General features: G+C 65.1%; 21 protein-coding genes. 15 read left to right on the top strand and 6 right to left on the bottom strand.

Annotation, left to right across the window (positions count from 1 at the left end; translation table 11 throughout):
* Window positions 1–42 precede the first annotated feature (42 nt).
* Window positions 43–1389 (bottom strand): lipopolysaccharide biosynthesis protein, encoded by a 1347-nt coding sequence (locus DCG74_RS18810; protein ID WP_172784428.1) that lies wholly within the window; start codon window positions 1387–1389, stop codon window positions 43–45.
* A gap of 419 nt (window positions 1390–1808) precedes the next feature.
* Here DCG74_RS18810 and DCG74_RS18815 point away from each other — a divergent pair, with 419 nt between their 5' ends.
* Window positions 1809–3026 carry an NAD(P)/FAD-dependent oxidoreductase gene (locus DCG74_RS18815; protein WP_172784429.1) on the top strand — a complete coding sequence of 406 codons (1218 nt, stop codon included), beginning with the start codon at window positions 1809–1811 and terminating at the stop codon, window positions 3024–3026.
* Between the two features lie 19 nt (window positions 3027–3045).
* Here DCG74_RS18815 and DCG74_RS18820 read toward each other — a convergent pair whose 3' ends face one another.
* On the bottom strand, window positions 3046–4182 hold the full coding sequence (locus tag DCG74_RS18820; protein ID WP_172784430.1) for a GNAT family N-acetyltransferase: 1137 nt from the start codon (window positions 4180–4182) through the stop codon (window positions 3046–3048).
* A 316-nt stretch (window positions 4183–4498) separates the two neighbouring features.
* Complete coding sequence (locus DCG74_RS18825) at window positions 4499–4621, bottom strand: hypothetical protein (protein ID WP_257187580.1); 123 nt, start codon at window positions 4619–4621, stop codon at window positions 4499–4501.
* 182 nt (window positions 4622–4803) lie between these two features.
* Here DCG74_RS18825 and DCG74_RS18830 point away from each other — a divergent pair, with 182 nt between their 5' ends.
* Window positions 4804–5064 (top strand): hypothetical protein, encoded by a 261-nt coding sequence (locus DCG74_RS18830; RefSeq protein ID WP_172784431.1) that lies wholly within the window; start codon window positions 4804–4806, stop codon window positions 5062–5064.
* A gap of 152 nt (window positions 5065–5216) precedes the next feature.
* The gene (locus DCG74_RS18835) at window positions 5217–6428 is read left to right on the top strand and encodes a c-type cytochrome (protein WP_246708768.1); all 1212 of its coding nucleotides are present in this window, start codon (window positions 5217–5219) and stop codon (window positions 6426–6428) included.
* A 7-nt stretch (window positions 6429–6435) separates the two neighbouring features.
* On the opposite strand, the gene DCG74_RS18840 is transcribed toward DCG74_RS18835, so the two are convergent.
* Both DCG74_RS18840 and DCG74_RS18845 read right to left on the bottom strand, forming a co-directional pair.
* On the bottom strand, window positions 6436–6735 hold the full coding sequence (locus DCG74_RS18840) for a hypothetical protein (RefSeq protein WP_246571057.1): 300 nt from the start codon (window positions 6733–6735) through the stop codon (window positions 6436–6438).
* A 49-nt stretch (window positions 6736–6784) separates the two neighbouring features.
* The gene (locus tag DCG74_RS18845; protein ID WP_172784432.1) at window positions 6785–8755 is read right to left on the bottom strand and encodes a 4Fe-4S binding protein; all 1971 of its coding nucleotides are present in this window, start codon (window positions 8753–8755) and stop codon (window positions 6785–6787) included.
* A 219-nt stretch (window positions 8756–8974) separates the two neighbouring features.
* Between DCG74_RS18845 and DCG74_RS18850 the strand changes: the two genes are divergently transcribed.
* The 10 genes from DCG74_RS18850 to DCG74_RS18895 all read left to right on the top strand — a co-directional run bounded on the left by DCG74_RS18850 (window position 8975) and on the right by DCG74_RS18895 (window position 18079).
* Complete coding sequence (locus DCG74_RS18850) at window positions 8975–9661, top strand: biotin/lipoate--protein ligase family protein (RefSeq protein ID WP_257187588.1); 687 nt, start codon at window positions 8975–8977, stop codon at window positions 9659–9661.
* The gene (locus DCG74_RS18855) at window positions 9658–10197 is read left to right on the top strand and encodes a DUF6505 family protein (RefSeq protein ID WP_172784433.1); all 540 of its coding nucleotides are present in this window, start codon (window positions 9658–9660) and stop codon (window positions 10195–10197) included. The genes DCG74_RS18850 and DCG74_RS18855 overlap by 4 nt, the downstream gene beginning before the upstream one ends.
* On the top strand, window positions 10194–11201 hold the full coding sequence (locus DCG74_RS18860) for a DUF6352 family protein (RefSeq protein ID WP_172784434.1): 1008 nt from the start codon (window positions 10194–10196) through the stop codon (window positions 11199–11201). Before DCG74_RS18855 ends, DCG74_RS18860 begins: the two co-directional genes overlap by 4 nt.
* Window positions 11198–11713 (top strand): DUF3305 domain-containing protein, encoded by a 516-nt coding sequence (locus tag DCG74_RS18865; protein WP_172784435.1) that lies wholly within the window; start codon window positions 11198–11200, stop codon window positions 11711–11713. The genes DCG74_RS18860 and DCG74_RS18865 overlap by 4 nt, the downstream gene beginning before the upstream one ends.
* Entirely contained in the window at window positions 11710–12321 is a 612-nt protein-coding gene (locus tag DCG74_RS18870) for a DUF3306 domain-containing protein (protein WP_172784436.1), read from the top strand. Before DCG74_RS18865 ends, DCG74_RS18870 begins: the two co-directional genes overlap by 4 nt.
* A 129-nt stretch (window positions 12322–12450) precedes the next feature.
* Window positions 12451–13230, top strand: coding sequence for a molecular chaperone TorD family protein (locus DCG74_RS18875; protein WP_172784437.1), 780 nt, complete (start codon window positions 12451–12453; stop codon window positions 13228–13230).
* A gap of 29 nt (window positions 13231–13259) precedes the next feature.
* Window positions 13260–13469 carry a twin-arginine translocation signal domain-containing protein gene (locus DCG74_RS18880; protein WP_172784438.1) on the top strand — a complete coding sequence of 70 codons (210 nt, stop codon included), beginning with the start codon at window positions 13260–13262 and terminating at the stop codon, window positions 13467–13469.
* Between the two features lie 15 nt (window positions 13470–13484).
* Window positions 13485–16427 carry a formate dehydrogenase subunit alpha gene (locus DCG74_RS18885; RefSeq protein ID WP_172784439.1) on the top strand — a complete coding sequence of 981 codons (2943 nt, stop codon included), beginning with the start codon at window positions 13485–13487 and terminating at the stop codon, window positions 16425–16427.
* Window positions 16428–16440: 13 nt separating this feature from the next.
* Window positions 16441–17037: a formate dehydrogenase FDH3 subunit beta gene (fdh3B, locus tag DCG74_RS18890; protein WP_027571966.1), complete on the top strand. Its 597-nt coding sequence runs from the start codon at window positions 16441–16443 to the stop codon at window positions 17035–17037.
* A gap of 40 nt (window positions 17038–17077) precedes the next feature.
* The gene (locus DCG74_RS18895; protein ID WP_172784440.1) at window positions 17078–18079 is read left to right on the top strand and encodes a formate dehydrogenase subunit gamma; all 1002 of its coding nucleotides are present in this window, start codon (window positions 17078–17080) and stop codon (window positions 18077–18079) included.
* A gap of 25 nt (window positions 18080–18104) precedes the next feature.
* Here DCG74_RS18895 and DCG74_RS18900 read toward each other — a convergent pair whose 3' ends face one another.
* Window positions 18105–18308 (bottom strand): hypothetical protein, encoded by a 204-nt coding sequence (locus DCG74_RS18900; protein ID WP_172784441.1) that lies wholly within the window; start codon window positions 18306–18308, stop codon window positions 18105–18107.
* Between the two features lie 270 nt (window positions 18309–18578).
* On the opposite strand from DCG74_RS18900, the gene DCG74_RS18905 reads away from it, so the two are divergent.
* Window positions 18579–19643 (top strand): HoxN/HupN/NixA family nickel/cobalt transporter, encoded by a 1065-nt coding sequence (locus DCG74_RS18905; protein WP_246708747.1) that lies wholly within the window; start codon window positions 18579–18581, stop codon window positions 19641–19643.
* The gene (locus tag DCG74_RS18910) at window positions 19624–21936 is read left to right on the top strand and encodes a TonB-dependent receptor (protein WP_172784443.1); all 2313 of its coding nucleotides are present in this window, start codon (window positions 19624–19626) and stop codon (window positions 21934–21936) included. The genes DCG74_RS18905 and DCG74_RS18910 overlap by 20 nt, the downstream gene beginning before the upstream one ends.
* The last annotated feature ends 37 nt before the right edge of the window (window positions 21937–21973 follow it).

The following is a 21973-nucleotide window of genomic DNA, read 5'->3' on the forward strand; positions in this document are numbered from 1 at the left end:
TAACCAATCGGTCCTGCGGATGACCCGAGCGGCACGTGACACCTAATCACGTGATTCCGCGCTGCGAACTGCGTAGTTGCCGCGCCTCGATGCAGGGAAGCGCAACAGCACGAGAACGGAAGGATCGACCCCGCTTCGCCGGCGACAGAGGACGTTCAGCGCAATCGTCGCGAGCGCGAGCGACACGGTCGTCGAAATCGCCGCGCCAAGCACGCCGAGGAAGGGAATGAGGACGAGAAATCCGACGAGCCGCAGCGCGACGCTGGCGGCGACAACCGGCACATAGATTCGTTCATGGCCGGTCAGCTGCAGGATCGCAGCCGACGGGCCGCCCGCTGCCTGGATGGCGGTTCCGATTGCGAGCACGATCAGGACCGAATGCTGCTCGGCGAAATGAGGTCCGAACAGGTTGAGGAGATAGGGGCCGCCGATCCAGATCGTGGCGAGACCGGCGACGACGCTGAGCGCAGTCACTTCCGCCATCAAGCGCGAGGTCCGCTCGAACTCCCTGTGGTTCTTGCTGAAATACAGCGACGGGAGCCGGCGCGCCCCGAACGTGTAAAGTGCCGCGGAAACCATGGCGAAAATGTTGGCGAGGCGCGAGGCGGCAAAGTAGATTCCTGCGGTCGTTGGATCCAGCATCCAGTAGACCAGAATGACGTCGAGATATTGGTTGGCGACTTCGAGGATCGATGCGATCCAGAAGTGCAGGGCACTCGATCGCCAGCGTGACGTCTCGGAGCGCGCCGGCGTACTGCGCAGATCCGGCAGCACGCGGGCGACGGATACGATCTGCGCAACAAGGCCGGCCGACATGGCGACCGTCATCGCCGCGAACATCTCGGCCGGATCGAGTTGGCGATGGGCGAGCAGCATGACGAGCAGGAACAAGACGACGATGGCCCGCCAGAGGAACTCGCGGTTTCCTTCACCCATGAGAATGCTGACCAGCGAGCGCGCGATCTGGCTGCCGAGCATCAATCCGGCATTGACCGCCGTGTAGGCCGACACCGCGAGGATCAGCACCCACCAGTCGCCTCTCATGCTCGCGGCGATCGCGATGCCGCCGATCACGATCAGCATTGCGAGCGAGGTGATCTTCAAGCTCGATTGGAGGACGCCTTTGGTAAGGTCCGGCCTTTCGCCGACCTGATATTCGTTCAGGAATCGCACCAGCAAGGATTCCTGGCCGACCAGTCCCACGACGGCCGCGATCTGCGCCACCGAAAGCCAGGTCGCAAAGATGCCGAAGCCGTCAGGCGACATCGTCCGCGCCGCCAGCGAGAACAATGCGAACGCGAGCACGCCGCTGCCAACCTTGAGCAGGATGGTCCCGACGACACCGCGCGTGACGTCGCGCCGCATGAACTGGAGGATGGATGCGATCATGGAAGGGTTAAGGGGCTGCGCTCCCCTGACGGGACATGTTCCGATACCGGCGGCAACCTAGCATGTCGAGAAATCGCGAGTGTTAATGGACGAGCTGCGGGATTTCGGCGGTCGCGGCGATATCGCGGTGATGCCATTGCTTCGTTCTGGAACATCGCCGTCTCCATTGTCCTGGTTCTGCAAGTTCAGGCCCGCGCGAGTGCCGGCATTTGTAGCGCATCGACGACCGAGAAGACGAGATCTGGCGCTCGCGTGCGGAATGGATTTGACGCAGCAAGACGCGTGCCGCGGCGAGGCAGCGAACTCGGCGCGTCCGGTCGTTAACCTCAATCTCAGGAAATGTTCGCACTCGGCCCTGCGATGCGACATCAGGCGAGAGAATTGCACTGCAGACGTCGTTAATCGTGGGAGCCGGAGCCATGACGAGACCCGTGACCGAGCCAGTCGATGGAGGCGAGAGCGCGGCCATCGATTCGGACGTCGCCATCGTCGGCGGCGGCCTTGCGGGATCGCTTGCGGCGGCCGTGCTGGCGCGGGCAGGGCATCGCGTCGCGCTCGTCGACAAGCGGGCGGTCTATCCGGACGAGTTCCGGGTCGAGAAGATCGGCGGCCATCAGCTGGAATTGCTCCGCAAGCTCGGCTTCCTCGACGCACTCGGAGATGTCGCGTGCCGATATGATCAAGTGCTCAACATCCGCGAGGGCAAGGTGGTCGATGTCAGCGTCGGCCAGGCCTACGGATTTCCCTATGCCGATCTCGTCGCCATGGCGCGTCGCCAGATTCCCGATCCCGCCAGTCTGATCGTCGACGAGGTCACGGCGATCGGTCCTAGCGACGACGTCCAGCATGTCGAGCTGGCCTCCGGACGGCGCATGAGGGCGCGCCTCGTCGTTCTGGCCACGGGCATGGCGGGAGTCCTGGGCTACAAGCTCGGCATCAGGCGGCGCGTGCTGGCCGAGCGCCATTCGGTGTCGTTCGGCTTCACGATCGCTCGCAAGGATGGCACCCCGTTCGATTTCGAGGCGCTGACCTGTTACGGCGAACGCACGGCGGATGGCATCGACTATCTCAGCCTGTTTCCCGTCCGCGCCGGAATGCGAGCCAATCTCTTCATGTTCCGCGATCCGACCGATCCGATCATGCGCGAGTTGCGCCGCGAGCCGGAAGCGACAGTCTTGCGTCTGCTGCCGGGGTTGCGGAGCTACCTCGGCGATTTCCGTGTGACCGATCGGGTCCAGAACTGGGTGATGGACCTGACCGTCGTCGAGGGGCATCTCCAGCCCGGAATCGTGCTCATCGGCGATGCGTTCCAGACCAATTGTCCCGCGGCCGGAACGGGTGTCGCCCGCCTGCTGGTGGACGTCGATCGTCTTTGCACCGAATATGTGCCGCAATGGCTCATGACCGCAGGCATGGGCCTGGACAAGATCTCGCAATTCTATGCCGATCGCGACAAGATCGCGGCGGATCAGCAGTCGCTGAAGATGGCACGCTTCCGCCAGGCGCTGACCTCGCGCAACGATATCGGCTGGGACGTGCGGCGACGGTTGCACTTCCTCCGGCGCAGTCTTGCACACCGCGTCGATCAGATGCACCCGGGCTGGCTTGGGCGTGTCCGCGGCGCGTTGCGCGCCTGAGCTCTAGGGCCCCCGTCCGTCAGCGCGTCGGCCTCGGAGTGTGGGCAGGCTGAACCTTCAGATCCGAGAGCCGCTTGGCCGCCAGCTTGAGCCAGGGCGCCTGCTTCAGCCCGAAGAGCGCGATGGCGCCTACGGCGCTGCCAGCCTGCGTGACCTCCCACACCGGCGAAGGCTGTGCGCCGAACGATTTCTTGTATGGCTCGTCGCCGATGGTGAAGTCGAGCATCTGATCTCCGCGCTCGATACAATCCCGCGCCACCTGTTCGAACATCAGCGCGCCGATGGACTGGCTCTTGTAACCGGCAATGTCGAAGGCGCTCATGATGACGAGGAAGCTGCCGCGGTGGCACAATCCGAGCACGGCGGCGATCACTTCGCCGTCCATCTTCATGGCATAGAGGCGGACGAAGGAGCCGAGGCCGCGAAGGGCGACGTCGGAATAGAAGCCGTAATATTCGGGACGCTGCAGCAGGTCTCCGTCGCCTTGTGCGTGAAAGCGCGGGCCGCGAAACTTCCTCATCACGTCCATCGCCTCGAGCACGGCGGCGCTGTCGCCGCAGCATGCGAAGCTCAGCGCCCCCTTCTTCTGCAGCTGACGAGACTTCTTTGCGAGCTCCTTCTGGTAGGAGCGATCCATCGCGCTGGCCCGCCATTGCTCGTACGGCGCGACCAGAACCGTGGCGTAGGCATTGGTGTTCATCGAGACGCGGCGGGACGTGGCAAGGAGGTCTTCGATCGGAAGCCGTCCGTCGGGCAGCTTGGCCATTCGGAGCAGATCGAAGGGGCGGACAAGGCGGCGAATCTGCGCGCATGCAGCCGCATCCTGGAGCAATCGTGAGAACACGTCCGGGCTGCAAACCGGTGCCAGATAGTCGGAAACGCGGAGGTCGGCGAACTCGACGGTTCGTATCGGACCGCGTCGGATCCGAAGCAGGGGCAGCACCATGGCAAGGGCGCCGGTGTCGCGGTGGCGCACCACGACGACCAGAGCTGTTGCGCCCGCTTCCGGCGCGAGCCTGGCGTAGAGGCTCTGCAACCAGACCGGATGCTGGAACGCAGTGGCAGCCGAGCGATCGAATAGCTCGGCGTAGTCCGGAGACAGAAAGTCGAACGACGGCTCGATGGCGATGTCGAAGGTGTTGCTGAGCTTATTCATGAGCAATCAAGAAAACCGGGTCATTCGCGAGCGTTGCTCGAACCGTAGCTGCGCTTATAGCAAGGGCGTTACAGGTCAGACACCGGTATCGTGCGATTTGCGCCAATGCGTTCAACCATGCTGGTATGGTTACCAATTCTTAAATGCCGGAGGTGGATATGGCGCGCGGGGAGCGCCTCGCGCGGCGCCATCGTCCCCGCAGCAGAGGGCAGCGATCTCTGATCCTCAGCTGCAGGAAAGCAAGGTTCGCAAGGACGGGCTCGCGCGCCCCGCTCCCATCCTCGCGTCGATCGGGCTCAAGCGCCAGTGAGGCTGCTCAGAGGCGCACCCCGGTGGTCGCAAACGCCTGCGCGGCGGGCTCCTGCATGCGATTGAGGACCACCATCCCGGCAAGCGCGATCACGACGGCCGCGACGCAGCCAAGCAAAAAAGCCTTCATCCTCAGCCTCCCTCGATTGGACCAGGCCATCTATACGACAGGGCTTGCGGCGAGCAAGCCGGTCGCGGCGATCGCCGTTCGAGCGGAGGATTCCGCGAGCTCGCTGTTGCGCTGCACGATTCGGAACGGATGCAGGTCTTGCAAGTTCTCTGCAAGCCTGGTGAGCGCATCGGAGGCCTTGCGTGAAGTTACCGAGAACGATCCTGTGCTTCGCAGCACTTTGTTTTGTCGAGGGTGCGCTGGCCCAGCCCGCCCAAACCAACTCGCCGGCGACGCAAACGCCTCCCGAAGACAAGGGCCAGCTCCAGCCGCAAGGTTGGACAGGCCCGATCAATACCGGTTCGGGTGGTGCGCCGCCCGAAAGTCCCCAGGGCCAGAGCCCGCCTGGAATGCAGGCTGCGCCGGAGGGCTCGTCCAAGACCACGACGGCACCGGCCAAGTAGCCCGTTTCAGGATATTCATTTCCGGTGCCTCTTCTGGCAATCTCGAAAGGGTGAATGTCAGCAGGCGGCCAGGAATGAACAGATCATCTCTGTGCACGAAGGTGGCCGCAGTGCTGTGGGCCCTCTTTGCCGCATCGTCGGTGCAGGCCGACATGGTCGGACACGGCGGCCCGATACGGGCTCTCGCCCTTTCGCCCGATGGCGGCAGCCTTCTGTCCGGCAGCTTCGACACGGCGGTGATCCGCTGGTCGCTCAAGACGGATAGCGCCGAGCAAGTGCTGCGGTTTCATGCCGATGGCGTCAATGCCGTCGCGTTTCTCAAAGACGGCCGCATGATCACGGCCGGTGCCGATGCGCGCATTGCGGTATGGACGGCGGGGCGGCCGGAGCCGGACCGGGTGCTGGAGGGACATGTCGCACCCCTCGCGGCGCTCGCGGTATCGCCCGATGGGACGCTTGTCGCATCGGCGTCATGGGACCGGACGGTGCGGCTCTGGTCGCTGTCGGACGGCACATCCCGCGTGCTCGAAGGGCATACGCAGAACGTCAACGGCGTCGCTTTCCTGCCCGACGGCAGGCCCGTCAGCGTCGGCTACGATCTTGCACTGCGCATCTGGCGTTTGCCGGATGGCCAGCCTGACATCGTGACGTTGCCGGCGCCGCTGAACGCGGTGGCTGTCGCGTCGGATGGTGAAATCGTCACAGGCGCCGTCGATGGCAAGCTGCGCATGCTGACTGCGGACGGCAAGGTCAGCGGCGAGGTCGTGGCCGGTCCGACACCGGTGGTGGCCTTGGCCATGTCGACGGACGGCGCGCTGATCGCTGCGGCCGGCATCGGCGGCACAGTGGCGATCATCGATCGCAAGTCGCGCAAGCTGCTGCGCACGCTGGTTGGGCCCGGGCTGCCGGTGTGGGCGGTCGCCTTCCTTCCCGATCGCGAGACACTGATGACGGGTGGTGCGGACGGCAGGATCAGGCGCTGGAATGCGCGCACCGGCGATCCCATCGGTTCAAGTCTGATCGGCACACCGGCCGATCCGCTCGCCGCCTACGCCGGAGATCATGGCGCCGATGTGTTTCGGGCGTGTGTTGCCTGCCACACGCTCTCGGACAAGGAGGTCCAGCGTGCGGGTCCCACGCTTGCGGGACTCTACGGCCGCAAGATTGCTTCGCTGCCGGGATATCGCTTCTCCGATGCGCTGAAGACGATGGACATCGTCTGGACGCCGGAAACCGTCGCGAAATTGTTCGAAATCGGGCCGAATGCCTACACCCCCGGCACGAAGATGCCGGAGCAGCGCATCGGCTCGGCCGAGGACCGACGCGCGCTGACCGAGTTTCTGGGCCGCGCGACCTCGCGCTAACATCCGCTCAGATCGAGTCCCAATTGTCCATCGGGAAATCCCTCATTTCCGGATGCGCCTTGAGGATCTGAATGACGTCGATCGTGGGGTGTTCCCTGAGCGCTTCCGCCACGCAATGGTTGACGTATTTGCGGCGCGACAGCCACGCGATCTTCTTGCCCTTGGCTTCGGCCTTGCATGCGACGATCGCCTGCTTCACGGCCACTTTCTGCGCCTTGGTCAGCGGAGGCGCGGCAGCTTCGGCCGCTCCGCCGGCGATGGCGATGAAGATCATGGACGTCGACAGAGCTGTGATCAAACGAGACATGGTGATGCTTCCTGGTTTCCGACCCTGCGAAGATGTCTGTTCGTCTTGTTTAGTCCTTGCCGTTGCGTTCGCGGAGATAATCATCCGTCGTTCGCGGCGGCGTTCGTTCCGGAACGCCCTTGAACGGATCGAATTGCTGTTCGCTCATGACCACGACGCGGCAATCTGCGCACATCCTGAGCGCCTCGATCCGCTTGTCGCCGGCCGGGTACATCCAGTGCCGGCCTTCGAGCTTGGCCGCGATGCGGTCGATCGTGCTCTTGACGCCGAAGGGCGTGCCGCAGCGGACACAGAGCGCGGGCTCCTCTTCCTTGATGACAGCGGCGGGCGCGCGCGCCGCGCGGAAATCGATCTGCGGCTTGAGGCTGATGACCTTTTCCGGACAGGTGCTCTGGCACAGGCCGCACTGCACGCAGGCGTCCTCGATGAATTTCAGCACCGGCCGCTCGGGATCGTCGCGCAGTGCGCCGGTCGGGCAGGCCGAGACGCAGGAGAGGCACAGCGTGCAGCCATCGGTGTCGACGGCAATTGCGCCAACCGGCGCACCTTGCGGCAGCGCGATGACGTCGACCGGCTGCGGCGCCAGCCGATGCAGCTCGCTCAGGGCGAACCGCAAGAGATCGCGCCGCTTGCCGACGGTCTTGAAGGTTGCCGGCGTCGCGACCGCAGTGAGCGCGCCGATATCGGTCAAATGCTGGCCGAGCGCGTCGGGATCGTCGGTTTCGACGGTCGCGATGCGAACGCCCGCAAATCCAAGGCCGCCGAGGATCGCATCCGCCATCGCGATCGTCTGCGTCAATCCGGTCACGTCGTGGCGCGGCTTGCCACGGAGCAGGAAGCGCACGGCGGAGACGCCATAGGCGAAGGCGCCGACGATCGCCTCCAGCCCGACCTGCGTGAGCTCGTTGACGGCAAAGGGAAGCACGTTTGCCGGCAGGCCGTCGCCATGCCGCGCGAGTGCGTCGATCAGCGGCGTGCCGTGTGGGCTGTCATGAAAGAGCAGCACCGCATCCGCGCCACCGGCCTCGCGATAGGCGAGCAGCATCGCGCGAAGTCTCTGGAGCTGCGTATCGGCGGGCGGCAGCGCGTAGGAGACCGCGCTGGTTGGGCAGGCCGCCGCGCATTGGCCGCAGCCCGCGCAGATGTTCGGATCGATGGCGACATGATCGCCGACCGGCGTGATCGCCCCGGTCGGGCAAAGATCGAGACAGCGATGGCAGCCCGTGCGCTTCGAGCGCGAATGGGCGCAAAGCGCAGGCACAACCTCGACATATCTGGGCTTGTCGAAGCTGCCGACGAGATCGCGCGCGGTCAGCACGGCGCGCAGCACCGCGGCGGGATCTTTCGCGTCGCCGCGGAGATAGCCGTCGCGCAGGTCGTGGGCGGGAAACAGTGGCGGACCGCCGGAAAGATCGAGCACGATATCGCAGCGCGAGGTGACGCCGCTTCGCGGCGGTTCGAATACGAAGCGATCGCGCGAGGAGGGGCGGGGACGCGCATAGTCGTCGATTGCAAGCTCGAACGCGCCGAAATGTCCCTTCGCGGAGCGGATCGTGCCCTTCACGATCGGGAACACCGTTGCCGCCGGCGGAACTGTGTCATCGAGCTGCTTCAGCATCACCGTGACGTCGAGGTGATCGGCAAGCAGGCGGCCGGCCTCGATCGCGGCCTCATCGCGCCCGTAGATCAGGATGACGCCCTCGCTCGACAAGGTGACGAGCGGATAGTCCGGGGCGGGGATGGCGGCGGATGCGAGCAGGGCCGCCATTTTTGGCCCGGCGCGCGCGCCGCCGCGCGACCAGCCGGCGGTTTCGCGGATATTGACGAAGCTGATCGCGTCAGGCCGCTCGCCGGCCTCCTCCGAAAACTGCGCTGCCTGCTGCGTGCAGGCGACCGTCAACACGCCTTCTGTCGCGGCCATCTTGCGGAATGATTCGAGCTCCGCTCCGCAGAGGTGGCGAAAGCTCTTGACCTCACAATTCGGGCATCCGCGCCGGATCGCAGCCACGTCGAGGGGCATCGTGTCTTCGCACGAACAGATCAGGACGGTCTTCGACGGCTGCTCCAGGTTAAACCCTCCGCCCATTCGGACGCCGACGACGGACTCGCGCCGGCCCTTCGCCTCGTATAGACATTATCCATCGGGAAGAAAAGGAAAGCGGAGGACGGCCTGCCGTCGATCCCACTGAGCCATGTTTCCGCGGCGGAACCGATCCACCTGCCGCCGCCTTTCACATTGGTGCGGTTGCGCGAGAGCGGCGACGCTTTTGCCCATGCATGCCGCATCGCAACGGAGAGGGGCGCCGGAACGCTCGTCTATGTCGGCCGCTTTGACCTCGCCGAGTTCGCCGTGGTGCTCGAGCCGGCCGAGCCGTTGCGCGGCGCGCGGCGCGCGTTCTACGCCGGCATGGTCGCGCTCACGGATGCGCTTCGCGCCTACGCGCCGCCGAGCAAGCCGATCACGATCGGCTGGCCGGATGCGGTCAGGATCGACGGGGGGCTGGTCGGCGGCGGACGGTTGGGCTGGCTTTCCGGAGCTGACGAGGACGCGCCGCCGCCCTGGCTGGTGTTCGGCGCCATGATACGAACGGTTGCCATGAACGATGATGATCCAGGCGTCCACCCGCTGGCCTCGGCGCTCGACCAGGAAGGCTTTGGCGAGGCGGGCGCAGCGCAGATCACCGAGAGCTTCGCCCGGCACCTGATGCTGGCGCTGGACGGCTGGCGGGTCGACGGCTTTGACAGTGTCGCGCGCGACTATCTCACGCGGATGCCGCGTGAAAGGCAGACTATGCAGCGCATCGATGATCGCGGCGACCTCCTGACGCGCCGCATCGGGACGGAGAGGATCGAACGGAGCGACCTCGTCCGGGCGCTCGCGGCCCCGTCCTGGCTCGATCCGGCCCTCGGAGGACCGCGCCTGTGAAGCTCCTGCGTACCATCGCGCTCGATCCCTCCGACACCTTCGTGTTCGACGTGGCGGCAGAGCCGGGCGAATGGGCCGTCTCCGGCGCTTTCCGCTTCTGGGATTGCGATGGCGCGAAGCTCGAGGGCAAGGCACGCGCGGCGTTTCGCGGCGGTTTCCTCGGGGTGCAATCCTGGGGCTGGTCGACGTTGGCGCAGATCGTTCCGGCGACGGCAGACGATTACCACGGCCTGGTCGATCTCCTGGCGAGGCAACTCGTCGATCGTTTCGGCGCGCCGGACATGGCGGCGGCGAAAACGGCCGCGGAAGAGGAGGTCGCTTTCGCGCAGTCGCTCTGCAGCCATCCCATCAGCTCGCTTATTGCAGTGCACCGCACGTCAAGCGACGGTGAGGTCCGCGAGTCGTTCCGCCGGCTGCAGCTCCGGGAGGGGCAGGGGCATAGCAAGGCGTTCTCGTTCATGGAGATGGAGGACGACGTCCAGCCGGACGGCGATCTCAAGCTTGCGGATCTGGGCCGGGAGCCGACCGACAGATGAATGATTTCTGGATCGCCTGTGGTCATCACCTGCTCGATCGCGACGAGGGCGGCGGGCTGCGTGTCACGGACGAATTTCTCAAAGCCTATTTTGCCCGTCCCGAGCTGATGCCGCCGGACGAGGCGTGCCCGGTCGAACGCCGGCTGCATCGCGAATTGCTCGCCGACCCGCGCCAGGCGGTCAGCGCCGCCGAGATCGCCGCGATCCTCGATGCGGATGCCCGGGAGAATTGGCAGTTCGTGCTGGCGTTCCGCGATCTTCTGCTGCGGCATCCGACGCTCGAAGCCGCCTATCTTGCCTGGGTGCGCTCAGGGGCGAACGATCTGCCGCCGCTGTTCGTCAACCAGCTCGTCCACGTCATCCTGCGCAACGCGCTCGATGGCTGCGACGACCCGTTCGTGCTGCGCGCGGCCGAATTGTTCTTCCGGACCCAGCGCGTCCTGCCGCATGAGCACGCTTTGTTGCTGGGCGACGAGGAGGTCGTCGGCGGCCGGAGCCCGACCCCGGTGCTCTCGCTGATGTCGATGCTGGGCGCCACCACCGATGCGGTGGTGGAGGTGCTGGGCGAGGAGAATTCGGAGGAATACTGGCACCGTAGCGATCAGTTCGACATGGCTCTCGACCTGACCGCGGACGGCCGCGGACCTGTAGCGCTGGCGCAGGCGATGACGCGCTGGGTCGCCCATCTGCTCGGCATCGATGTCGTGATCGAGCCGCTACGGGCGCTGCACGAGGCAAAGCTGGCGTGGTATGTCGGGCTCGATGCCGATGCCACGAGGCTCGGCGACCGTCTGTGGCACGGCGAAGAGCTCGGCGAGCGCGAGGCCGATCGTGTGCTCGCGCTGTTCCGGCTGACGTTTGCGGATTCCGGCCGTGCCCTCGACGAGGTCGGGGATGAACCGGTCTACCTGATCCTGTCGATGACGGCGGATCAGAAGCTCCGGATGAAGCCACAGAATCTGCTGACCGGGCTGCCGGTGAAGCGCCGGGAGATGGCGACATGAGCCCTGCGGCATTGCCGTCCCTCTCGATTGCCGTCGGCGTCGTGGTCGAGCGGCGCAAGGCCGACTCGCCTTGGGTCGATTTCATCTGGCGCGGAATTGCCGTCCTGCCGGACGAGCCGTCGACGCAACCCTGGACCGTGCTTCGCGAGCAGGACGGCACGACCCTGTTCTATGCCGGAAGCGCGACGATCGATCTCTATCCGTCGGAAACGGCGCGCTATCGCGACAATCTCGCCTCCGGCCGTCCGAGCATTTGGATCGTGCTGTCACCCTCGGAGGGCGCCTGGCCCTATGCCGTCACCGCAGTGACCGCCGATCCCGCCGAGGGCGAAGGCTATACCGAAGCCGCCGACAATCTCGTCGAGGCCGTGCCGATGCCGGAGGTGCTGCGCGAAGCGATTGAAAGCTTCGTGGCCGAGCACCATGTCGAGCGGGAATTCGTCAAGCGCAAGCGGCGCCGCGCCGACCCGGAGGCGCTGGCGCGGCGCGAACATGAAGGCGGACAGGAATGAGTGAGGAGGACTTCCTTGCGCGCTGGTCCCGCCGCAAACAGCAATCGCGAGCGGAGCCGGCGAAGCCTGCCGCGGCGCAGCCCGCGTCGCCAGCGGAAACCAAAGAGGACGAGACGGAACTCGATCTGTCGAGTCTGCCGTCGATCGACGAAATCAATGCTGCCACCGACATCACGGCCTTCCTCGCCAAGGGGATTCCTCGCGACTTGAGCCGTGCGGCTCTTCGCCGCGCTTGGGCGACCGATCCCGCGATTCGCGACTTCGTCGGGCTTGCGGAGAATGCATGGGACTTCAACGACCCAACGGCGATGCCGGGCTTTGGCCCGCTGGATTGCTCCTCGGAGGAGCTGGCAGCACTGGTCGATCGCGTTGTCGGCGGCGTCCGGGAGGCGGCCCAGTCTCTCGCCGAGGGATCGATCGAAACGGGAAATTCTCCGGCGGAATCGCATCAGGCCGATGCGGGACTTCCTGCCAATGTCGTTGAGCCGCCGGATGAGACGGAGCAGCAGGCAATCGCTGCTGCAGTGCAACCGCCAGTGGGTGAAACATCTGCGATTTCTGCGGAACCCGTCAGGTCCCGCACGCATGGCGGTGCACTGCCGCGCTGAACCACGACCAAAGGCTATAGGTACAGGCTATGGCGGGCGATTGACCGTTGCTGGAACCGAGATTACGCTGCCTACTGCTTTGTAACAAAAGCGATAATCAAGCAGACGGGACTTGGATGGGAGGTCCACGTGCGTGATGACGGACTTGATCGCGCGATCGATGCTGCGGGCGGCATCGCTCAGCTTGCACGCAAAATAGGCATCAGTCAGCCGTCCGTGTCGAATTGGACCCGTGTGCCCGCACAACGGGTGGTTGCGGTCGAGATGGCGACCGGCGTTTCCCGAAACGATCTGCGGCCCGATCTTTACGGCGAGCAAGCCGGCTCCGCCGAGTTCGTCGATCCCATCGACGCGGCGCGCGCGCGCGAATACGCGCTGCTGGCGGTGCTGCTGTCTGCGCCTCCGTCGAAGCGTCTGCTCGATCAACTCGCCGCGTTGAGCGGTGACGCGACGCCGCTCGGGCGCGCGCATGCGGCGCTCGCCGACGTCGCCTCGAGCACCGTCCCGGCCAAAGTCGAGCGGGAATATTTCGACCTGTTCGTCGGGCTCGGCCGTGGTGAATTGCTGCCCTATGCCTCCTATTATCTCACGGGCTTTCTCAACGAACGGCCCTTGTCGCGCTTGCGCGGCGACCTGTTGACGCTCGGCATCGAGCGTATCGCCAACAATTCCGAACCCGAAGATCACGCCGCCATCCTGTGCGAGATCATGTCGGGTCTTGCCGATGGCCGCTTCGATGCCGCGCCCGAGGCGCAGCGTGCCTTCTTCGAAAAGCATGTTTCGCCCTGGATGGGGCGGCTGTTCGCCGACATGGAGAACGCGGGAGATGCCCGTTTCTATCGCGCAGTCGGTGCGCTCGGCCGCACCTTCATCGAAATCGAGACGGAAGCATTCACATTCGCCAGCTGACCGAGGCGCTTCGGTCCGGGAGAGATGCGATGAGTGACGAGACGAAAGCAAAGGTCGGACGCCGCGATTTCCTTCGCAAGGTCGGCTTGGGCACGGCCGGTGTCGGCGCGACGCTTGCGACGCCCTTGGTCGGGTCTGCCCAGGCCGACAGCGAAACCAACGATGACAAGCGCAAGGCGCGCTACAAGGAATCCGATCACGTCAAGACGTTCTACCGCGTCAACCGTTATCCGGCTTGAGAGGGGAGGCTGCCCGTGCTTATCAAGCGAACACACCAGCGTTCCGATCGCCGAGGTTCCGTGGCCGAATCCCTTGCGGGCCAAGGCGGGGGAGTTGATCGCCGCACATTCCTGCGCAAGTCGGGCCTCGCCGGCGGCGCGCTCGCCGCGCTCGGGGCCATGCCGGTCGGCAACGTGCGCAAGGCGGAGGCGGCCGCAGCCGGCCCGCTCGCGGCCGGCGCCACCGTCAAGAAGAGCATCTGTACCCATTGCGCCGTGGGCTGCACGGTGACGGCGGAAGTGCTCAACGGCGTCTGGATCGGGCAGGAGCCGAGCTGGGATTCGCCGATCAACCGCGGCTCGCATTGCGCCAAGGGCGCGTCAGTGCGCGAGCTCGTGCACAGCGATCGCCGCCTGCGCTATCCGATGAAGCTGGTGAACGGGCAGTGGACGCGCGTGTCGTGGGACACGGCGGTGAACGAGATCGGCGACAAGCTGCTGCAGGTTCGCGAGAAGTCGGGCAGCGATTCCGTCTATTGGCTGGGCTCGGCCAAGATGACCAACGAAGGGGCCTACCTGTTCCGCAAGTTCGGCGCGTTCTGGGGCACCAACAACACCGATCACCAGGCGCGGATTTGCCACTCCACCACCGTCACCGGCGTCGCCAATACCTGGGGCTATGGCGCGATGACGAACAGCATCAACGACATGCGCAACTCCAAGACGATGCTGTTCATCGGCAGCAACGCGGCGGAAGCGCATCCCGTCAGCATGCAGCACCTGCTCGAATCCAAGGAGATCAACAAGGCGAATTTCATCGTCTTCGATCCGCGTCTGACCCGCACCGCGGCACATGCCACCGAATATGTCCGGATCCGTCCCGGCACCGACATTCCCGTGCTCTACGGCATGATGTGGCACATCCTGAAGAACGGCTGGGAGGACAAGGAATTCATTGCCCAGCGCGTCTACGGTTTCGACGACCTGCGCAAGGAGGTCGAGAAATGGAATCCGCAGGAGGTCGAGCGCGTCACCGGCGTGCCCGCCGCGCAGCTCGAGCGCGTCGCCAAGACGTTCGCGACGGTCAAGCCCGCGACCATCATCTGGTGCATGGGCCAGACCCAGCACACGGTCGGCACCGCCAACGTGAGGGCGAGCTGCATCGCGCTGCTGATGACGGGCAACGTCGGCAAGGCCGGGGCCGGCGCCAACATTCTGCGCGGCCATGACAACGTGCAGGGCGCGACCGACGTCGGCCTCGATATCGTGACGTTGCCGTTCTACTACGGCCTCGCGGAGGGCGCCTGGAAGCACTGGTCCCGGGTCTGGGAGGTCGATTACGACTATCTCGTCTCCCGCTTCGACGAGAAGAAGCAGATGGAAACGCCAGGCATCCCGCTCACGCGGTGGTTCGATGCCGCGCTGTTGCCCAAGGCCGACATCGCGCAGAAGGACAACGTCAAGGCCGTGTTCGTGCAAGGCCACGCCAGCAACAGCATCACGCGCATTCCCGAATCGCTGAAGGGCCTGAAGGCGCTGGAACTGCTGGTGATCGCGGATCCGCACCCGACCACCTGGGCGGCCCTGGCGGTCGAGGCCGGGCGCAAGGACGGCGTCTATATCCTGCCCGTGGCCACGCAGTTCGAATGCACTGGATCGCGCGTCGCCTCCAACCGCTCGATGCAATGGGGCGAGCAGATCGTCAAGCCGATCTTCGAATCCAAGGACGACCTCGAGATCATCTATTTGATGGCGAAGAAGTTCGGCTTCGCCGACAAGATGTTCAAGAACATCAAGGTCGAGAACAATCTCCCGGTCGCCGAGGACGTGCTGCGCGAGATCAACCGTGGAAGCTGGTCGACCGGTTATTGCGGCCAGTCGCCGGAGCGCATCAAGGCGCATATGAAGAACCAGCACAAGTTCGACCTGGTGACGATGCGCGCGCCCAAGGACGATCCGGAAGTCGGCGGCGATTATTACGGTCTGCCTTGGCCGTGTTGGGGCTCGCCCGAGGTGAAGCATCCCGGCTCGCCGCTGCTCTACAACAACGATCTGCACGTCATGGACGGCGGCGGCGCATTCCGCCCGCGCTTCGGCATCGAACGCGAGGAGAAGCTGCCGGACGGCACGACGCGCAAGGTGAGCCTGCTCGCCGACAAGTCCTTCTCCAAGGGCTCGGAGATCGAGGACGGCTATCCCGAGTTCACGCTGGCAAGCCTGAAGAAGCTCGGTTGGGACAAGGATCTCACCGAGGCTGAAATGGCGACGATCCAGCGGGTCAACGCGGCCAATCCGGATGCGGTGTCCTGGGCGCTCGACCTCTCCGGCGGCATCCAGCGCGTCGCGCTGAAGCATGGCTGCGTGCCGTTCGGCAACGGCAAGGCGCGCATGAATGCGTTCGGTCTGCCGGATCCGATCCCGGTGCATCGCGAGCCGATCTACACGCCGCGCGTCGACCTCGTCGAGAAATATCCGACCTTGCCCGACGCCAAGCAGTTCCGCCTGCCCAACATCGGCTTCTCGGTGCAGAAGGCGGCGGTGGAGAAGGGGATCGCCAAGCAGTTCCCGCTGATCCTGTCCTCCGGGCGTCTCGTCGAATACGAAGGCGGCGGCGAGGAAACCCGCACCAATCCGTGGCTCGCCGAATTGCAGCAGGACATGTTCATCGAGATCAGCCCGGCCGATGCCGCCGATCGCGGCATCAAGGACGGCGGCTGGGTCTGGGTGAGCGGCGCCGAGAACAATTCCCGTGCCCGGATGAAGGCGCTGGTGACCGAACGCGTCGGCAAGGGCGTCGCCTGGATGCCGTTCCATTTCGGCGGCTGGCTCGGCGGCAACGACCTGCGCAAGAACTATCCCGCCGGCACCGATCCGATCGTGCTGGGCGAGAGCGCCAACACGATCACGAGCTACGGCTACGATCCTGCAACGGGCATGCAGGAGCCGAAGGTCACGCTTTGTCAGATCGTCGCAGCCTGAGAGGAGCACGCACATGGCTCGGATGAAATTTCTCTGCGACGCTGATCGCTGCATCGAGTGCAACGCCTGCGTCACCGCCTGCAAGAACGAGCACGAGGTGCCCTGGGGCATCAACCGGCGGCGCGTCGTCACCATCAACGACGGCAAGCCGGGCGAGCGCTCGATCTCGATGGCCTGCATGCACTGCACGGACGCGCCCTGCGCGGCCGTGTGTCCGGTGAACTGCTTCTACACCACGGCCGATGCGGTGGTGCTGCACTCCAAGGACCTCTGCATCGGTTGCGGCTATTGCTTCTACGCCTGTCCGTTCGGCGCGCCGCAATATCCGAAGGTCGGAAACTTCGGCTCGCGCGGCAAGATGGACAAATGCACCTATTGCGCCGGCGGCCCGGAGGCCGACGGCAGCAAGGAGGAATACGAGAAATACGGTGCGAACCGGCTGGCCGAAGGCAAGCTGCCGCTGTGTGCCGAGATGTGCTCGACCAAGTCCTTGCTTGCCGGCGACGGCGAGATCATCGCGCAGATTTACAAGGAGCGCGTCATGAAGCGCGGCTACGGCTCGGGTGCGTGGGGCTGGAAGACCGCATATCGCGAGACAATCGAGTCCTGACGTGGGCAGCTGACGGGCGCGCAAGACCGGGGAGGACGTGATGGCGTCGTTTGGAAGGTTCGTTCGTCTGGCGCTGGGCGCCTGGGCGCTGCTTCTGTTGGTGAGCATGGCGCCCGCGAGCGCTCAGCAGGTCAACCCGACAGCGAGCTCGGTCAAGGAGCAGCAGCTCCTGCAGGAGCTCAACCGGATCCAGGGCCGCGTCAGTATTCCCGATCAGCGCTCCGGCGTGCTCGAGCAGCCGCAGGGACGGGAATGGCGGGAATTCCGCAATGTGACGCTGCGCTGGATCGGCGGCATCGCCATCCTCGGCGCGATCGCGGCCGTCGTGATCTTCTATCTCACCGTCGGGATGGTGCGTCTCGAAGCCGGACGGTCCGGCCGCACCATCGTGCGCTTCAACGCCTTCGAGCGGTTCGTGCACTGGCTGACGGCGACCTGCTTCATCGTGCTGGCCATTTCCGGGCTGAACATCACGTTCGGCCGGCCGCTCTTGCTGCCGCTGATCGGTTTCGAAGCGTTCTCGGAATGGTCGCAATGGGCCAAGTACGCGCACAATTATCTGAGCTTCCCGTTCACTCTCGGCGTCGTCCTGATCTTCCTGATGTGGATCGGCGGCAATATCCCGAACAAGGTGGATATCGAATGGGCCAAGCGCGGCGGCGGGCTGATCGGACATGACCATCCGCCGGCTTACCGCTTTAACGGCGGCCAGAAGATGATCTACTGGATCGTCGTGATCGGCGGCGCACTGGTCGCAGCGTCGGGCTACGCGCTGATGTTCCCGTTCTACGGCACGGGGATCGAGGGCATGCAAATGGCCCAGATCGTTCACTCCATCGTGGCGGTCCTGTTCGTCGCGGCGATGATCGGGCACATCTATATCGGCACGATCGGCATGGAAGGCGCGTTCGAGGCCATGGGCTCGGGCGAAGTCGACGTCAACTGGGCGCGCGAGCACCATAGCCTCTGGCTCGACGAGCAGAAGGCGCGAACGGGACCGAACGACGGGCAGCCGCAACCCGCGACCGCAGCGGCCGAATAGGGGGTTCTTGCGCGGCCGCGCCGGACTACCGCGCCGGCTCTTTCGCAAACAAGACGGAGCGATCCTGCAGCTCCTGCTCGGGAAGCTGGTCGGCCTTTCCTGTCTGCATGTCTTGAATGGACGCCATGCCATGCTGACCGAAATGAGGCACGGCCTGCGGCCTGAACACGCTGTTGGCCGCACCGGCGAGAAGCATGGCTGCAATAAGCGAGAGCATGAGGAGTTTCATGCGCGTCTCCGTCTGCCATCTCCACCCGGCACGATGAATACATCCGGATCGTCGCATCCGATGTGAGCCGCTTCACAGCGATCGGTTCCACTTGCGTGGAGACGGAGCCTGCTCTGGAAGCCGAATTCTTCCATCAGGCCAGCCATTTGGCTCCCATTCCGTCGGTTCGTCAGGCGTCAGCGCGAAACTGGTTCCAGGTCTTGCTCTTGTCAGTATGAGAAATCTTGATAAACGTCATACTGTAAAGGCGGGCGAATGGAACGAGTAGCGATGCGGACTTTGCGGGCGGTCGAGCCCGGAACGGTGGCGCTGCTCGGCGGGCTCGTCGCCGCCAATCTCGCCGCATGGGCCTGGGCCTTCACGCTGTTCGGCGAGCGGCCGACGGTGATGGCGACCGCCTTGCTGGCCTGGGTGTTCGGCCTGCGCCACGCCGTCGATGCCGACCACATTGCCGCGATCGACAACGTCGTGCGCAAGCTGATGCATGGGAGTGAGACGCCGCGCAGGGTCGGCCTCTATTTCGCGCTCGGCCATTCCACCGTGGTCGTGGTGGCGACCATGCTGCTGGCACTGGGCGTCGTGAGCCTTGGCGGCGACAGCCTGCTCAAGGAGGTCGGCGGCCTCATCGGCACCTCGGTCTCGGCGCTGTTCCTGCTCGCGGTCGCCGCGATCAATCTCGTCATTTTCGCCGGCCTGTGGCGGACGTTTCGCGCGGCGCGGGAGCAGGGCGTTCACGACGCTGCGCAGCTCGATGCGCTGCTTGCCGGCCGCGGCGTGCTGGCGCGGCTGCTCGGCCCGATGTTCCGCCTGGTGACGAAGCCGTGGCACATGTACCCGCTCGGCTTCCTGTTCGGCCTCGGCTTCGACACCGCGACCGAGATCAGCCTGCTCAGCATTTCCGCCAGCGAAGCCGCGCGCGGTGCCTCGCTCGCCGACGTGCTGGTTTTCCCCGCGCTGTTCGCTGCAGGCATGGCGCTGGTCGACACGGCCGATTCGGCACTGATGGTGAGCGCCTATCGCTGGGCCTTCGTCGATCCCCTGCGCAAGCTCTGGTACAATCTCACGATCACCGGCGCCTCCGTCGCAGTCGCGCTGTTCATCGGTGGCATCGAGGCGCTCGGCCTGATCAGCGATCGGCTCGGCCTCTCCGGCGGCGCATGGACGCTGGTCGAGGACCTCAACGAGTCGCTTGCCAATGTCGGCTTTGTCGTGATCGCGCTGTTCGCGGCCGCATGGCTCGTCTCGGTCGTGCTCTATCGCCGCATGTTCGCGAACGGCCGTCGCCGCGCCGGCATCAAGGTCCTGGAATGCACTGATGCGACCGAGGCGGCCTGAGCCCGGTCGTTGCAGCGTCGCTTTGACGGCACTCTCGGCCTTGGCGCTGCTCGCGGATGACGGCCGCGCCCTCGCGCAGAGCAATGGCGCCGCGCGCGAACTGCCGCCGGTCGAGGTCAGTGGCAGCGCCGCGCCCGGGCGCAAGATGCCGGCCGCATCGCGCCGTACCGCCAGACCGTCCGGGGCCGGGCGCCACATCTTCGTTTCTCCCGCAACGACGCAGGCGGCGGATCCGCGCAGTGCTGGCTCGGGTGCAAAGGCCGCAGCCGGCATGGCGAGCGAGATCACCGTCTCCGGTGAAGAGATCAACGCGCGCCCTTTCGCACGGCCGGGCGAGGCGCTCGAAGCCGTGCCGGGCCTGATCGTGACGCAGCATTCCGGCGAAGGCAAAGCCAACCAATATTTCCTGCGCGGTTACAATCTCGACCATGGCACCGATCTGGCGATCATCGTCGATGGCGTCCCCGTCAACATGCGCACCCATGCGCATGGCCAGGGCTATGCCGATCTCAACTGGCTGATCCCGGAAACCATCGCCGCAATGGACGTGCGCAAGGGACCTTACTTCGCCGACGAAGGCGACTTCGCCTCGGTCGGAAGCGTTCGTATCGGCCTTATCGACCGCACCCAGCGGCTGGCGCAGGCGAGCGCCGGCAGCTTCGGTTACCGCCGTCTGCTCGGCATGGATTCAACGAAGGTCGGCGACGGTTCGCTGCTGGTGGCCGGCGAGATCGGTACCTATAACGGCCCGTGGGACAATCCGGACAAGGTACGAAAGCTCAACGGCCTCGTGCGCTACAGCCAGGGCACCGCGACCGACGGCATGTCCGTCACGGGCATGGCCTACGACAACACATGGAATTCGACCGACCAGGTGCCGCAGCGCGCCATCACCAGCGGCCTGCTCGGCCGGTACGGTTCGGAAGATCCGAGCGACGGTGGCCATGCCAACCGCTTTGCGCTGTCCGGGCGCATCGCGCAGACCGATGACGCGGGAGCGTGGAAGGCCAACGCCTATGTGGTGAAGAGCCAGCTCGACCTCTTCAACAACTTCACTTACGTCCTCGACGATCCCGTGCTCGGCGACCAGTTCCACCAGCACGACAACCGCCTGATGGCGGGCGCCAACGTCTCCCGTACGCTGAACGGCTCTTTTGCCGGCCTGCCGATGCAGACCACCTTCGGTCTGCAATCGCGTTATGACGCGATCGACCTCGCGCTCACCAACACGTTCCATCGCGGCTTCATTGGCAATATCCGCAGCGACAAGGTCGGCGAGGGCAGCGTCGGGGTCTATGCCGAAAACACGGTGCGCTGGACCGACTGGCTCCGGACGACAATGGGCTGGCGCGGCGATTATTACGCCGCCGACGTCGTCTCGCAGTTCAATTCCAGCAATTCCGGTCGCGCCGATGCCGCGCTCGGCAGCCCGAAATTCAGGATGGTGCTTGGTCCGTTCAATCATACGGATTTCTTCCTTGGCGCCGGCTACGGCATGCACTCGAACGATGCCCGCGGCGCGACCACGACGGAGGATCCCACCGATCCCGCGACAAGGCTCACGCCGTCGCCGCTCCTGGTGCGCACCAGAGGCGCGGAGGTCGGTGTTCGCAGCCGGATCGTTCCCTACCTCGACAGCTCTCTCAGCCTCTTCATCCTGGACCAGGATTCCGAGATCCTGTTCTCCGGCGATGCCGGCGATACCTCGGCAACCCGCGCCAGCCGCCGCTACGGCTTCGAGTGGACCAACCGTTACCGGCCGCGGTCCTGGATCGATATCGATGCGGATCTCGCAATGACGCATGCGCGCTTCCGCGGCCATGACGGCGAGCAGGCCGCGGTCTATGCCTCGCTCGCCGGCTATCCCGAGGCGCAGATCGGCAATGCGCCCGGCAACTCCATTCCCAACGCCCCGGCAATGGTGGCATCGGCCGGAATTACGCTTGGCGAGAACACGGGCTGGTTCGGCAGTGCGCGCTGGCGCTACATCGGCTCCAGCCCGCTGACGGAGGACAATGCGTTCCGCTCGCGGCCGACCAGCATCGTCAACGCGCGGCTCGGCTACCGCACCGGGAACGATTGGCGCATCCAGTTCGACGTGCTCAACCTCTTCAACAGCAAGGCGAACCAGATCACCTATGCCTATGGCTCGCTCTTGAAGACCGACACGCTCTACAATCTCTGCGCCGCCAATGCCGCACCGGCCGCGGTCTGCCGGAACGGCGTCATGGACTATGTGCTGCACCCGGTCGAGCCGATGACGTTTCGGGTCACTTTGGCCGGGACGTTTTAGGCCTATTGCGCGAGCGCAACTGGGCGCCCCGTCAATG

Source organism: Bradyrhizobium sp. WBAH42 (assembly GCF_024585265.1).
In the GTDB taxonomy this organism is placed as follows: domain Bacteria; phylum Pseudomonadota; class Alphaproteobacteria; order Rhizobiales; family Xanthobacteraceae; genus Bradyrhizobium.